This is a genomic window from Pseudophaeobacter profundi (assembly GCF_029697505.1).
GTDB lineage: Bacteria > Pseudomonadota > Alphaproteobacteria > Rhodobacterales > Rhodobacteraceae > Pseudophaeobacter > Pseudophaeobacter profundi.
The window spans coordinates 314,806-328,802 of record NZ_JARJEF010000004.1; the positions used below are offsets into that span (position 1 = coordinate 314,806).

15 protein-coding genes and 1 other RNA gene are annotated in these 13,997 nt (G+C 60.3%); 5 read left to right on the forward strand and 11 right to left on the reverse strand.

Features of this window, described 5'->3' with window-relative positions:
- Window positions 1–12 precede the first annotated feature (12 nt).
- Window positions 13–588: a 5-formyltetrahydrofolate cyclo-ligase gene (locus tag P2081_RS09495; protein ID WP_278922631.1), complete on the reverse strand. Its 576-nt coding sequence runs from the start codon at window positions 586–588 to the stop codon at window positions 13–15.
- A gap of 10 nt (window positions 589–598) precedes the next feature.
- Window positions 599–1,990, reverse strand: coding sequence for a magnesium transporter (gene mgtE, locus P2081_RS09500; RefSeq protein WP_278922632.1), 1,392 nt, complete (start codon window positions 1,988–1,990; stop codon window positions 599–601).
- Between the two features lie 138 nt (window positions 1,991–2,128).
- Here mgtE and guaD point away from each other — a divergent pair, with 138 nt between their 5' ends.
- Window positions 2,129–3,415 (forward strand): guanine deaminase, encoded by a 1,287-nt coding sequence (gene guaD / locus P2081_RS09505; RefSeq protein WP_278922633.1) that lies wholly within the window; start codon window positions 2,129–2,131, stop codon window positions 3,413–3,415.
- 94 nt (window positions 3,416–3,509) lie between these two features.
- On the opposite strand, the gene P2081_RS09510 is transcribed toward guaD, so the two are convergent.
- The 3 genes from P2081_RS09510 to P2081_RS09520 all read right to left on the reverse strand — a co-directional run bounded on the left by P2081_RS09510 (window position 3,510) and on the right by P2081_RS09520 (window position 6,435).
- Entirely contained in the window at window positions 3,510–4,877 is a 1,368-nt protein-coding gene (locus P2081_RS09510; RefSeq protein ID WP_278922634.1) for an 8-oxoguanine deaminase, read from the reverse strand.
- 138 nt (window positions 4,878–5,015) lie between these two features.
- Window positions 5,016–5,819 (reverse strand): histidinol-phosphatase, encoded by an 804-nt coding sequence (gene hisN / locus P2081_RS09515; RefSeq protein WP_278922635.1) that lies wholly within the window; start codon window positions 5,817–5,819, stop codon window positions 5,016–5,018.
- 247 nt (window positions 5,820–6,066) lie between these two features.
- A complete protein-coding gene (locus tag P2081_RS09520) occupies window positions 6,067–6,435 on the reverse strand; it encodes a helix-turn-helix domain-containing protein (protein ID WP_278922636.1) in 369 nt (122 codons plus the stop codon).
- Between the two features lie 348 nt (window positions 6,436–6,783).
- On the opposite strand from P2081_RS09520, the gene P2081_RS09525 reads away from it, so the two are divergent.
- A complete protein-coding gene (locus P2081_RS09525) occupies window positions 6,784–7,740 on the forward strand; it encodes an NADPH:quinone oxidoreductase family protein (RefSeq protein WP_278922637.1) in 957 nt (318 codons plus the stop codon).
- Window positions 7,741–7,826: 86 nt separating this feature from the next.
- On the opposite strand, the gene P2081_RS09530 is transcribed toward P2081_RS09525, so the two are convergent.
- Window positions 7,827–8,708 carry a LysR family transcriptional regulator gene (locus P2081_RS09530; RefSeq protein ID WP_278922638.1) on the reverse strand — a complete coding sequence of 294 codons (882 nt, stop codon included), beginning with the start codon at window positions 8,706–8,708 and terminating at the stop codon, window positions 7,827–7,829.
- Window positions 8,709–8,832: 124 nt separating this feature from the next.
- Between P2081_RS09530 and P2081_RS09535 the strand changes: the two genes are divergently transcribed.
- From P2081_RS09535 to P2081_RS09545, 3 genes are all read left to right on the forward strand, one after another.
- Complete coding sequence (locus tag P2081_RS09535) at window positions 8,833–9,057, forward strand: YjiS-like domain-containing protein (RefSeq protein ID WP_278922639.1); 225 nt, start codon at window positions 8,833–8,835, stop codon at window positions 9,055–9,057.
- Between the two features lie 209 nt (window positions 9,058–9,266).
- Entirely contained in the window at window positions 9,267–10,043 is a 777-nt protein-coding gene (locus P2081_RS09540) for a Bax inhibitor-1/YccA family protein (protein ID WP_278922640.1), read from the forward strand.
- A gap of 106 nt (window positions 10,044–10,149) precedes the next feature.
- Window positions 10,150–10,623 carry a GNAT family N-acetyltransferase gene (locus P2081_RS09545; protein ID WP_278922641.1) on the forward strand — a complete coding sequence of 158 codons (474 nt, stop codon included), beginning with the start codon at window positions 10,150–10,152 and terminating at the stop codon, window positions 10,621–10,623.
- Between the two features lie 75 nt (window positions 10,624–10,698).
- Here P2081_RS09545 and P2081_RS09550 read toward each other — a convergent pair whose 3' ends face one another.
- The 5 genes from P2081_RS09550 to P2081_RS09570 all read right to left on the reverse strand — a co-directional run bounded on the left by P2081_RS09550 (window position 10,699) and on the right by P2081_RS09570 (window position 13,966).
- Window positions 10,699–11,139, reverse strand: coding sequence for a hypothetical protein (locus tag P2081_RS09550; RefSeq protein WP_278922642.1), 441 nt, complete (start codon window positions 11,137–11,139; stop codon window positions 10,699–10,701).
- A gap of 289 nt (window positions 11,140–11,428) precedes the next feature.
- Window positions 11,429–11,596: a 50S ribosomal protein L33 gene (gene rpmG / locus P2081_RS09555; RefSeq protein WP_007814563.1), complete on the reverse strand. Its 168-nt coding sequence runs from the start codon at window positions 11,594–11,596 to the stop codon at window positions 11,429–11,431.
- 225 nt (window positions 11,597–11,821) lie between these two features.
- Window positions 11,822–12,247: RNase P RNA component class A (gene rnpB, locus P2081_RS09560), an RNA gene on the reverse strand.
- 175 nt (window positions 12,248–12,422) lie between these two features.
- Window positions 12,423–13,166, reverse strand: a complete 744-nt coding sequence (locus tag P2081_RS09565; RefSeq protein ID WP_278922643.1) for an N-acetylmuramoyl-L-alanine amidase — start codon at window positions 13,164–13,166, stop codon at window positions 12,423–12,425.
- Window positions 13,166–13,966 carry a hypothetical protein gene (locus P2081_RS09570; RefSeq protein WP_278922644.1) on the reverse strand — a complete coding sequence of 267 codons (801 nt, stop codon included), beginning with the start codon at window positions 13,964–13,966 and terminating at the stop codon, window positions 13,166–13,168. Before P2081_RS09570 ends, P2081_RS09565 begins: the two co-directional genes overlap by 1 nt.
- Between the last annotated feature and the right edge of the window lie 31 nt (window positions 13,967–13,997).

A 13,997-nucleotide genomic window follows, 5' to 3' on the forward strand; every position in this document is an offset into this window, starting at 1 on the left:
CGGACGCTGCATTTAGCCGATGAACTGCAAGACCCGGCTTTGCGTTACCACCATATCCAGCGGTTGATCCGTTGCCTCCAGCGGCAGATCGGTGGCCTCCTGGGCATCAAAGGCAAAACCGATGGCCAGGGTCGGTCGCTTGGCGCGCAACTGCTCCAGCGTGCGATCATAAAACCCCCCGCCATATCCCAGCCGCCCGCCACGGGCATCAAAGGCCACCAGCGGCACAATCAGTATTTCCGGTTCGAAATAGTCATCCACCACCGGAACCGAGGCACCAAACGGCCCCTCACGCAGCGGCGCATCTGGCTGCCAGCGGCTGAATTTCAGCGGCTGTGCCTTGCCCTGAATGACCGGCACGCCAACCAGCCCGTGGGCGGCAGCCTCTGCCATGGCAGGCAAAGGGTCGATTTCGGTGCGGATCGGCAGGAACCCCGACAGTGGCACACCGCGATAGCCTGCAAGAACTTCGGACAGACGGCCGGCGGCGCCGGGGATGCAAAGATCAAAGGCCTCTTTTCGGCGGGCAAAGGCCGCTTTGCGCGCCGCTGCCTTGATCTCTGCCAGGTTTTCGCCTGCCTTGCTCATCTGCTCTCTCCTACAGAAGGACCCAGGCGGCCAGACCCAAAAAGGCAAAGAAGCCAACCACATCGGTCACGGTGGTCACAAAGGCCCCAGAGGCCAGCGCCGGGTCAATTCCCAACTTGTCCAGTAGAATGGGAACCACCGTTCCCGCCAGTCCAGCCACGACCAGATTGATCACCATTGCGGCAGCCAGTACCGCGCCCAACCCCGCAGAGCCAAACCAAAGCGCTCCCACCAGCCCCATGACAACCGCAAAGATCACGCCATTGACCAGCCCGACCAAGGCTTCGCGTCGGATCACCCGCCAGACGTTGGATCCGGTCAGATCGCGCGTGGCCATCGCCCGCACCGCCACGGTCAGCGACTGCGTCCCCGCATTGCCCCCCATGGAGGCGACAATCGGCATCAGCACCGCAAGGGCGACAAAACTGGCAATTGTCACCTCGAACTGCGCAATCACCGCCGAGGCCAGGATCGCTGTCACCAGATTGACTGCCAGCCAGGGAAAACGGCGTTTGGTGGTTTCGATCACCCGATCCGAGAGCGAGCTTTCGTCGCTCACCCCGGCGAGACGCAGAATATCTTCTTCGTGTCCTTCATCCAGCACCGCCATGGCGTCATCAATGGTGATGACCCCCGCCAAGCGCCCTTCGCTGTCGACCACCGGGGCGGAAATCAGGTGGTATTGATTAAAGGCATAGGCGACATCTTCTTCGTCCTGATCCGCCGGGATCACCTGAAAGCTCTCTTCGACCAGATCGCTGAGCGGCGTCGTACGGTGCGCGCCCATGATCCGGCCCAGCGTCACATTGCCAATCGGATGCAGGCGCGGATCAACCAGCACCACATGGTAAAACTGCTCCGGCAAGTTGTCAGACTCGCGCATATAATCAATGGCTTGCCCGACGTTCCAATGCTCTGGCGCCAGCACCACCTCACGCTGCATCAACCGCCCGGCGGAATTTTCCGGAAAGCTGAGAGATTGTTCAACCGCCGCCCGGTCAGACTCTTCCAGCGCATCCAGGATGACTCCCTGCTGCGGCTCTTCCAGATCCTCCAGCAGGTCGACCACATCATCGGTTTCCAGCTCGCGCACCGCGTCGGCCAGAACCGCCGGGTTCAGGATGGAAATCACCTCTTCGCGGATGCTCTCGTCCAGTTCCGACAGGATTTCACCGTCGAACTCGCGCCCATAGAGCCGGATCAGGCGGGCGCGATCATGGGTGTTGATCTGTTCCAGAAGGTCGGCAATATCCGCCGCATGCAGATGCTCCAGCAGATCCGCCAAGCCCTGTTTGTCATTGCGATCCACCGCAAAGAGGATCTGGGCGACCAGCTTGCGATCCAGCAGATAACCGTCATCGCCACTTTGTTCGGTGCGCTGGATATCGTCGCTGGTGCTCATATGCTGCCCTTTGCCAAGATTGGTTGCAAAATAGTAGAAGCAGTTACCAGAAAACAATGACAATAAGACAATTTACCGGAACCTTTGGCGCGCCTATCCTCAGCGCCGCGATTTGGCAAGAAAAAGGACGGCCCCAAAATGGTGAGCGAATTTATCCTACGCGGACACGTGCTGTCCTTTACCGGTTCGCCCTTTACGGTGCCCCACCCAGAAGAGGCGACGCAGATCTGTGCCGCGCTGGCCATTTCACAGGGCAAGATGGTCGGCACCGGAACATTTGAACAGATGCAGGCGCTGCTGCCAGAGGCCGGAGTGATCGACCACGGTGACAAGCTGATTGTCGCGGGCTTTGTTGACGCCCATGTGCATTACCCACAGACCGCCATGATCGCCAGCTGGGGCAAACGGCTGATCGACTGGCTCAACACCTATACCTTTCCCGAAGAAATGCGCTTTGGCGATGCCGCCTATGCGCAGGAAATCTCTGAGCGTTACCTTGATCTTTCTGCCGCCAATGGCACCACCACTGTCTGCAGTTTTGCCACCATCCACCCAGAGAGCGTAAATGCATTTTTCACCGCCGCCCAGGCGCGTGGTCAGCGGGTGGTTGCCGGCAAGACCTGCATGGATCGCAATGCGCCTGACGGGCTGCGCGACACGCCCCAGTCAGCATATGATGACAGCAAGGCCTTGATCGAACGCTGGCACGGGGTGGACCGGATCGAATATGCTATCACGCCGCGCTTTTCCCCCACCTCGACGCCCGATCAACTGGCCGCCCTTGGCGCGCTTTGGGCCGAACATCCCACCTGCCTGATGCAGACCCACCTAAGCGAACAGCTGGACGAAATCGAATGGGTCAAGACGCTGTTCCCACAGGCGCGCGACTATCTTGATACCTATGAAGCCTTTGGCCTGCTGGGTGCGCGCGGCCTCTACGGGCATGCCATCCACCTGGAAGAGCGTGAGCGCCACCGGCTGCGCGAGCTGGATGCAGGCCTGGTGCATTGCCCCACCTCAAATACATTCATTGGCTCTGGTCTGTTTGACATGCAGGGGCTGATGGCTGATGGCCACCGGATTGGTCTGGCCACCGACACCGGCGGCGGATCCAGCTTTTCGATGCTGCGCACCATGGCGGCCGCCTATGAAGTCGGCCAGCTGCGCGGCCATCCACTGCATGCTGCCCAACTGATCTGGCTGGCCACCCAGGGCTCTGCCAGGGCGATGCGGATGCAGGACAAGATCGGCAATATCGCCGCCGGCATGGAGGCAGACCTGGTGGTGCTGGATCTGGCCTCGACCCCGGCCATTGCCCAGCGCAGCGCCTGCGCCGCCGACCTGTGGGAGGCACTGTTTCCCACCATCATGATGGGCGATGACCGTGCCATCGCAGAGGTCTGGATCAACGGGCAACGCCAGTAACACGCCCCAGGTAGTGCCGCGCCTATCCTTCCCCGGCTTGGGCAAGGGGGGGCTTGGGCCGCGCCCCCTGCCCCACCACCGCCCGGACAGAGCCTTAGCCGCCCTGCATCAGGCGCTGTGCCAGGCCGTGGTGGCGTTGCAGCAGCTGCGGCAGATCCAGGCTGGTGACAGCCCCGTCCCGGATCACCTGCCGTCCTTCGACAAACAGATGTTTGACCTGGCTTGCCCCCGCCAGCAGCAGCGCTGCCGGATCCCAACTGCCGCTTGCCTCAACACCCGTGGTATCCCAGATGGCAATATCCGCGCGTTTCGCCACCGCCAGACGGCCACAATCCGGTCTCCCAAGCACATCGGCCCCGCCACGCGTGGCGATCTGCAGCGCTTCATAGGCGCTCATCGCGTCGGCACCCTGTGACACTCGCTGCAGCAACAGGGTCTGGCGGGCCTCACCCATCAGATTGGCCATATCGTTGCTGGCAGAGCCATCCACCCCCAATCCGACAGGCACCCCGGCGTCCCGCATCTGCCGCACTGGCGCGATGCCCGATCCAAGACGGCAATTGGAACAGGGGCAATGCGCCACGCCGGTGCGACTGCGGGCGAACAGGTCAATCTCAACCGGGTTCAGCTTGACGCAATGGGCATGCCAGACATCCGGGCCGGTCCAGCCGAGATCTTCGGCATATTGCCCCGGACGACAGCCAAACTGAGCCTCGCTATAGGCAATATCCTCGTCGTTTTCCGCCAGATGGGTGTGCAGCATCACCCGCTTGTCGCGGGCCAACAAGGCGGTGTCACGCATCAGATCGCGGCTGACCGAAAAGGGCGAACATGGCGCCAGCCCCACCCGGCACATCGCCCCCTCGGCGGGATCATGAAAGCCATCCACCACCCGGATCATATCCTCCAGAATGGCGGCCTCGTCTTCGACCAGATGATCCGGCGGTAGCCCACCGCTGCTTTCACCAATGCTCATCGCACCGCGGGTGGGGTGAAAGCGCAGACCAACCTCGGCGGCGGCATGGATGGTATCTTCCAGCCGCGCCCCATTGGGATAAAGATAAAGATGATCCGAGCTGAGCGTGCAGCCAGACAGCGCCAGCTCGACCAGCCCCAGCTGGGCGGAAACAAACATCTCCTCCGGGCCAAAGCGGCTCCAGATCGGATAGAGCCGCTGCAGCCAGCCAAAAAGCAGCGCATCCTGCGCCCCCGGCACCGCACGGGTGAGGTTCTGGTACAGATGGTGGTGGGTGTTGACCAACCCCGGCGTCACCACGCAGCCCACGCCCGAGACCACCTGACAGTGCGGTGACAACCCGGATGTGTCCGCCCCCCGCCGCAGGCCATGGCCCAGGGCCGCAATCTGGCCATCACGGATCAGCACATCGGCGTTTTGCAACACCCTGTCGTCATCGTCCATTGTCAGAACGGTATCGGCATTTTCAATGAGAATTTCACCCATCACAGCACACTCCATTTAGGCCCGACTCGGTTCATGGAGGTGCAATGGGTCGACAGAGAACGGGCAAAGGACTCGACCTGTTTTAGGCTTTTACTCCAGATGGCCGCCCCCGATCAAGACCCCAGGCCCAGCTACCGACTATGCTGGCATAGGCTGCGCCTGCAACAGCTGCAGCGCCTGCGCATGCAGTGCCGGGGTTGCGGCAGCCAGAACCTGCCCGCCGTCATGGGCTGGCCCGCCCTGCCAATTGGTGACAATACCGCCGGCCGCCTTGATCACAGCAATGGGGGCGTGAATGTCATAGGGATTCAGACCTGCCTCGATCACCAGATCAATCTGCCCCGCCGCCAAAAGCGCATAGGCATAGCAATCCATGCCATAGCGCGTCAGCTTTGCCGCCTGTGACACCCGGCCAAAGGCCGCGCCTTCCTCTGTTGTGCCCACTTCGGGGAAGGTGGTGAACAGGATAGCCTGTTCTAGCTGTTGCTGATCACGGCATTTCAGCGGCTTGATGCCCTGCGGTCCGGACATCTCGGCCAGGTCGGGCCCACCGGAAAAGCGCTCTGCGGTGTAGGGCTGATCAATGACACCCAGAATAGGCCCCGTCGCATCAGAAAGGGCAATCAGCACCCCCCAGGTTGGGGTACCGCTGATGAAACCACGCGTGCCATCAATCGGATCCAGCACCCAGGTGCGCCCCGACCGCCCCGCCACCGGGGGGAACTCTTCTCCCAGGATGCCATCTTCTGGACGCAGCTTGGCCAGAACCGCCCGCATTGCCTCTTCGGCGGCACGGTCCGCAATGGTGACGGGGTCAAAGCCCTCACTCAGCTTGTTCTCTGCGCCCAGGTTGCTCTGGCGGAAATAGGGCAGGATCACCGCGCGGGCTGCCTCGGCCAGGTGATGGGCCACCTGCATGTCATTCAAAGCTGTCTGTGTCATTTTTTCACCTGAACCATTTGGACCGCGCGTTAGACCGCGCGGCCCCTTGAAATCCGCATGGAAAAACCGGTGCCACTCTCGCAGCTCCGGTTCAAGGGAAATCATCGTTTCGCCGTCAGCGCCGCCTTGGATCTAAAGCGCAGCTTGCGCCTTCTGTCGCCGCCAGTGACACGGGGTGCCGCCCACCGCGGGACAGAACACGCAAAGGCACAGGCCGGGCCAGCAGGCATCGGCCTGGCCGGTGGGATCAGGCAGCGTCGCTTAGTACGCGGGCCAGTTCAAACAGACGGCGGCGCTGATTTTCCGGGATCGCATAGTAAGAGCGCACCAGATCGAGCGCTTCTTTATCGCCCATCAGATCATCCGGCACAGAGGAGCTTACCCCTGTCTTGCCCTCTTCTTCCAGTCCTTCGAAGAAGAAGCTGACCGGAACCCCCATCGCATCCGAAATATCCCAGAGCCGCGAGGCGCTGACGCGGTTTGCACCGGTTTCATATTTCTGGATTTGCTGGAACTTGATGCCGACCTGTTCGGCCAGTTGCTGTTGTGTCTTGCCGATCAGCCATCTACGGTGGCGGATCCGCTTGCCTACATGTACGTCTACAGGATGAGCCATTCGCTATCTCCTAGTTAATCAATATAACCCCTGCCCGGGTATAGCCATGACACCTTCGTTGCTGGATACGTCATTTGCCAGCCTGCCGCAGATGTACTCAACTATCACGATCAGAGCTCAACCTCTGCTCTAACTGTAAGACCTTCGCAGTTGAACACAAGCCTGACACCTCTCCCCATCGCATTGCAACGCAGCAAATGTATGAATTCACCTATCATTTTGATGGTGCCCTATATACTTTTGACTAGCCAAATATGGCTCCCCATAAATAGTGAGGTGCAAAAAATGACATTTCAGCATCAGGTTTTGATGCGAATCACCTGACCCAAAGCAGAGGTGGACAGAAATATGCAGGCCTATCGCATCAGATCCTTTGATGGCTCTCCCGTTCTAGAAGAAATCCCCAGCCCAGCCCCAGCGCCCCACGAGGTGAAGATCAGAATTCGCGCCTGCGGATTGAACTTTGCAGATTTGCTAATGCAAAAGGGCACATACCAAGACACACCAAAGCCGCCCTTCACCCCAGGTCTAGAGGCCGCAGGTGAGGTTCTGCAGTGTGGCGAGGCCGTGCAGCATCTTACCCCCGGCGACCGCGTTGCGGTATTTGGCGGTCAGGGCGGATTGGCCCAGGAAGGGGTGTTTGATGCCGCTCGCGTCCTGGTGATCCCGGACAGCATGTCTTTCGAAGATGCCGCCGCATTTCAGATCGCATATGGCACCAGTCAGGTGGCCCTGGACCACTGTGCCCGCTTGCAGCCAGGAGAGACGCTCTTGGTGACCGGCGCCGCTGGTGGCGTCGGGCTGACGGCAGTGGAAATAGGCAAGTTGATGGGGGCGCGTGTCATCGCCCATGCACGCGGAACGGGTAAACTTCAAATCGCCGAGGCCGCCGGGGCTGACCACCTGATTGATGCCAAGGAAGACCTGCGCCAGGCGGTAAAATCGCTGGGGGGTGCCGACGTGGTTTATGATGCGGTGGGCGGCGATGTCTGGACCGAAGCCTTTCGCGCCACCAACCCAGGTGGCCGTCTGCTGCCCATCGGCTTTACAAGTGGCGAGGTGCCGCAAATTCCTGCCAATCACCTGCTGGTCAAGAACCTGACTGTGATCGGGTTCTATATTGGCGGCTACATGAAGTCCCACCCCGAGGTGATCCGCCGCGCGCTGACCACCCTGATGGATTGGCACAGCGCCGGGCGTATCCGCCCCCATATCAGCCATGTCCTGCCGCTAGAGCGTGTGGCCGAAGGGCTGGAGCTTCTGCGCAGCCGCGCCTCTACGGGCAAGGTGGTGATCACCCCGTAACGCCCCGACACGGCCTGACACGGCCCCTCTGTCTGCACAGGCCAGTGCTAAGCAGCACAGCCAGAGGGGCCCCGCCCCGGCATTGCCTAGCTTGCGGCACGCAGCGGGCTGCGGCGCAGGGCGGCATAGCCCTGGCGAATAATCCGCGCCAGATCCTCGACAAAGCCCGCACGCACACTGTCAGCCCCATAGAGGTTGATATGCTGCACCGGCAGATCTGGCAGGGCACCACCGTGCTCGATGGCTTCCTGATGGCTGGGAATGGTGCCTTCAAGCAAAACCCCAACGGCGAGATCCGCGCTGATCGTCGCCTCGACCGTGCGATCAGATTCACTATCCACCGCCATGTCCCATTCAAGCCCCGCCTGGTCCAGCCTGGCCGTGGCTACCGGCCGGAAGATACAGGCGCGGCAAAACCCCAGCCGCAGCGGGTGCTGCCGCCAGGCGGACCCATTTGGCGCCCCGACCCAGCGCAGCGGCATCTCGTGGATCGTCTCGCCGTCGGCGCCAGCGCCGCTTTCGGTGGTCAGGATCAAATCATAGGTGCCCTTGGCAAAACCCGCCTTCAGATCCCGGGTATTCGAGGTCACCAGATTGACATTCACCCGTGGGAAACTGGCATTGAAGCGCTGCAAGACCTGCGGGATCACCGGATAAACCACATCATGCGGCACCCCCAGAACCACCTCGCCCTCAAAGGCCTGATCGGTCAGCCGCCCGATAACCTCATCGTTCAGCGCCACCATGCGCCGGGCATAGCCAAGCAGCTGCTCTCCCGACGGGGTCAATGCAATGGTCCGGCCAGACCGATCCAGCAAGGCCAGCCCCAACAGCTCTTCCAGCCGCTTGAGCTGCATCGACACCGCCGATTGCGTCAGATGCAGAAAGCCAGCCGCCCGCGTGACGCCGCCATAGTCAGCTACCGCCACAAAGGACCGCAGCGTGGTGATATCCAAATTCCGTGCCATCACAACTCCTGATGCATTCCATCAATAACATTCGTTTTCAAAATAGATCACAATAGACCATATACATCAATAGAAATGATGAAGACCTAAAAACGCATCAATGTTGAATGAAAGGACAGAGACGATGACTTACAATGTAACCTCCTGCGCCACCACCGGCGCCCGGCCGCGGACTGCGCGCTTTGGCCTTTTGTCCCATATTGCCGATCGGGCTGCCCTGCTGCGCCAACGCCGCGCCCTGAAAGCCCTGGATGCCGCCGCGCTGGAAGACATTGGCATCACCCGTGAAGAGGCCCTGAAAGAAGCTGCGCGCCCTCTCTGGGATGCGCCGGAAAGCTGGCACTGGTAAAGACCCAGGTGCCCGCCAACAGCCTGCTCAGACAGCGCTAAAAAGACCTGCCCCTGAATGCGGCAGGTCTTTTTACGTTTTTAGGGGGATTTTTAGCCAAGAGCCTTGAATGGACGCCAAAGAAAGCCGATATTTAGCGGGAATGCCTCCTGGCGCGCTTTGGCGTATTGGGGTCGGCAAGGGAGACTTTGGAACGGAGACCATGATACATGGCACAGTTTGATACAATAAGATCCGCTGCAGGCACCCGCACTGCAGAGATCGACGCGGGGCTACGCGCCCATATGAACAAGGTCTACGGCACAATGTCGTCAGGCCTCTTCATCACATTCCTGGCGGCCTGGGCTCTGTCAAATCTGGCCGTCACCGGCGACCCGGCTGGCGACAGCGCAATGATCGCTGAAGGCAAATACCTGACCAGCTTTGGCAATGCGATTTACCTGTCGCCGTTGAAATGGGTCATCATGCTGGCTCCGCTAGCCTTCATCTTTGGCTTTGGCGCCGCTGCCAACCGCATGCCCGCCGCAGGCGTACAGCTGCTGTTCTACGCATTTGCCGCAGTTATGGGCCTGTCGCTCAGCTCGATCTTTCTGGTCTTCACCGGGCAGTCGATCATTCAGGTCTTCCTGATCACCGCGATCTCTTTTGCGGGCCTGTCCCTGGTGGGCTACACCACCAAGAAAGACCTCTCGGCGATGGGTGCCTTCCTGATCATGGGTCTGATTGGCCTGATCGTCGCGTCAATCGTCAACATGTTCATGCAGTCTGGCGCCATGGCCTTTGCGATTTCCGTGATTGGTGTGCTGATCTTTGCCGGGCTGACCGCCTATGACACCCAGCGGATCAAGACCACCTACCTTGAGATGGCCCATTCCGGCGATCAAGAATGGCTGGGCAAGGCCGCCATCATGGGCGCGCTGAGCCTGTATCTGGACTTCATCAACCTCTTCATGATGTTGCTCCAGCTGCTTGGCAATCGCGAATAAGCGATACAAAAATTCCAAGACCTACAGCGAGGGGCGGATCACAACGATCCGCCCCTCGTTTCTTTTTGAACAGCCATTCTTTGATAAATTGATACACAGGAAGCCAATGGAAATTCTCGACCTACCGCCAAGCGAGGCCGCCCGCCTTATCCCGCTACTGCAAGACCTGCACGCCCTGCATGTTGAACATCAGCCCGCCCGCTACCCCGCCGCCCCCTCTGACACGGCGCTCGCGCTGTGGCTGCAAGAGTGGCTACAGACAGAGAATATCACCGCGCTCATAGCTGAAAGCCCTCAGGGTGCGCTCTTGGGCTATGTCATCTATGGCGTTGAACACCGTCTGCCGCTGCCTGTCCTGTTTGAAGAAACCCGCCTGATGGTGCACCATATTGCCACCGCAAAGGCCTTTCGCCGCATGGGCGTTGGGCAAGCCCTGCTCACTGTGGTCAAACAGCGGGCAAAGACCCTGGGGATCGGCACCATCGCCACCACCTACGCCCCCTTCAACAAGACCTCCGCAGGCCTGTTTGAAAGCCAGGGCTTGAAACCGGTCCTGACCATGGCCGAGTGGCGGGCCTAAATGACCTCCGCTCTATAAGTCACAGACCTCGCCAACCCGGCTCTCGGATTTAAAGCAGAATGAAAGACCAGCCCGCTAGCTGCAAAACAGCCCTGTGGCCAGCGCCATCGTGCCACCTTTGCCGCCGACCACCTGAACCTGCCCAACTGGGCGACAGCCCGTTTCCACAGCCACCAGACTGCGAAAGGCATCGGGCTCCAGGTTGGGGAGATTGGCAATGACACTCCGCTTTGGTACGCTAAGAACCGCCAATCCCATGCGATCCGCCCGCATCAGAGAGAGCGACAGCGACCGCCCGAGAACCTGCACCACCCGCCGCTGCGTGCCGGATGCAACCGGCTCAATTTCTCGGGAGGGTTGGCCTGCAAAAGCCCCCAGATCTCTTGAGGCGCCCCTGGCCTCCAAGCCAGTAGCAGCAACCTCTATGGGCAGGGGAACAACATTTTCCGAAACCGGATTTGGCTCGGGACCAACCGCAAACATAAATGCGGCGCTAAACAACGCACTCTTAACCATGACACCACCTATATTCACCATTCCACGCAATCTATCTAGATAGGGAATGGGGCAAAATCAGGCCTTACCAATTTGATAATGATACGCTTTTTCAGCTGTTTCTAATTGAATTTTAGCGACCACCCCAGATGGCTGGCAGTAACCGCACCATAGCCAGCCTCTATGTCCTCCGCGTAGAATAAATGTTACGCAGCGCCAGGTGATGGCCTTGCACCTAGATACTGAACAGCTCAAACGCAAAAGGGCCACGCAATGCGTGACCCTTAATTCATGTAAGACCGGCTAAGGCTTACTTGATTTTGCCTTCTTTGTACTCGACGTGCTTGCGTACAACCGGATCGTACTTACGTACTACCATTTTTTCGGTCATGGTGCGCGCGTTCTTCTTGGTCACGTAGAAGTGGCCGGTGCCCGCGGTCGAGTTCAGGCGGATCTTGATTGTGGTCGGCTTCGCCATGGTGCTTCTCCTGCGTCCGAAAAGGCAGGGGCCTCTCGGTAAATTCCTATACGAGCGTGGCTTGTACCTGCCCCAGCCCCCAAGTCAATAGGATTCCCACGTGATTGCTGCGGAATTCTGGGAATGCCCCCGGTTTTCCTGCAGGCTGCGGGGAATCCGCTGTGCTGCCAGTTGTCTACCTGTTGCCTGAATAGGCAAGTAGCTCCCGCCACTCCAGGTCGTAAAATGCGCAGAAGGCCTGTAAGCCGGATTTTGTCCCAGAGCATGCGCTCCTTGGACGACCATTCCTCTGCGATGCATATTGCTATGCACCTCTAGCTGCCAACCCGGTCCCTCTCGGCTATAGCATGCCTAGCGGCGGTTTCGGCATACGCCGACCTGCCCGCGCGGGGACCCTATTTGGCATTGCTCCCAGTGGGGCTTGCCATGCCGCCCCTGTTGCCAGCGGCGCGGTGGGCTCTTACCCCACCGTTTCACCCTTACCACGCTTCAACCTGCTTGCCTTGACAGCGCCCAGAACGTGGCGGTTTGTTTTCTGTGGCGCTCTCCGTCGGGTCACCCCGCCCGGGCGTTACCCGGCACCATCGCTATAGGGAGTCCGGACTTTCCTCGCGAAAGCAAAGCTTCCAGCGCGGCCGTCCAGCCTTCTGCGCTCTGTCCGCCTATTCCTCCCAACAGCCCGCGTCAAGGTGCAAGCGCTATGGGGGCGCTGCCCCTCTTGGCCTCTGGCCAATTCACCCCGGGATATTTTTAGCCAAATGAAAAGTGTGCGCCCTTCATTTGGCTAAAAATATCCCGGAGCACGAGGCAGAGCCTCGTAAATCCCTCAAACCCAAAGATCAGACTGCACCAATGGCTCTACATCCTCAGCCGCCAACGGGCCTTGGGCCCAGGGCCTGTAGCGTAGGCGTAGCGCGGCCAAGAGCGTCGCGTCATCTACGGGGGTTGTATAGCCCAGATCTCGCGCATAACGGCGCAACAGATCTGAGAGCGGCACATCAGGATCGCAGAGCCGCGTGCCGCCGGTGATTGCGGGTGTTGCCCGTGCCAATCCCAGGGCCGCCAACTGCCCCCAGTCAAAGCGCGGTCCGGGGTCGATCTTGCGCCCCGGAGCCATGTCGGAATGCCCGATGACACCCTCGGGCGGGATTTCCCAGCGCGTCATGAGTTGACGCAACAGTCCTTCAAGCACCGCCATTTGCGGCGCGGAGAAGGGGTGGTGGCCGGTATTGTCCAGCTCGATGCCGATAGAACGTGAATTTATATCCTCGTGGCCGCGCCAGACGCCAGCACCAGCATGCCAGGCGCGCAGGTCTTCGCGTACCATCTGCCACAATTGCCCGTCGCGCCCGATCAGGTAGTGGGCTGAGACTTCCGCCGCCGGATCACAAAGCCGTGCAAGCGCCGCCTCAGCGCTGGTCATTGCAGTATAGTGCAAAACCACCAAATGTGGTTTCAATCCGTCGCGGCGCCTGCCGTGATTGGGGCTGGGGCACCAGTTTGCCTTGAGCGGCGCCACCGGATCAGGCGCGGCGATAGCGCTCGCCTCAGAACCCGCCGCACCCGGCATCAGGAATTGCCTTGCACGGCCCGCCGGTAGGGCTGTGGATCCCAGCCGCAGGCATAGCCATCGCCATCGGGGTCAAGTGCCTGGCGATCACGCTTCGGACCGCCCGCATCAAGAAAAGCAATCTGGGCCAGATCCGGCGAGAGAAAGCCAGCGCAGTTGCGCGCGGACCGCGCCCGCAGATTGATGCCGGCCCGGCTGTAGAGCTTGGTGCCACGCGGATGAGAGGTGCTCAGGGCATATTGCACGATATTGGGATCACGGCTGCCTGCCTGGCTGGGCAAGGCAGTGGGTTCAACCTGCTGATACTGCGATCGCTGATTGGCCAGCCGCGCAGCGTCGCTTTCGATGGTTTGGCGAGAAGCCACCGCATCAAAGCTGTTTTCATCCGAAATGCCGGGATTGCCGATCAGGGCTGGGGCCGGATTCGCGGGGCTGGCCTCGACCGGGGCCTGGCCCGAATTGGACCCGGCTGCCCGCAGGGCCGCCTGAGTTTCCGCTGCGATATCCGCCGCAGTCGTGCTGCTGCCATAGCCGGCGGCGGCACTGCTGGACGCGGTGGTGCTGCGGGCCGGACTGCGCGGTGCGTTTGGCACCGGTTCGTTACGCAGCTCCAGACTCTCGCTTGAGATGGCCGCTGGCGGCACCAAGGCATCGCCGTTGATGGTCGTCCCCACCGCTGGCGGAGGGGCAAAGGGGTCACCATCAAGGCCAACCCCTGCCGCGCTATCAGGTACAGGCGGGGAACATGCTGCAACGCTCAAGACGCTGCCAAGGGCAGCAAGTGTAACAATGACACGCATGGGACCTACCTGTTTATCTGCTCTTCTTTGC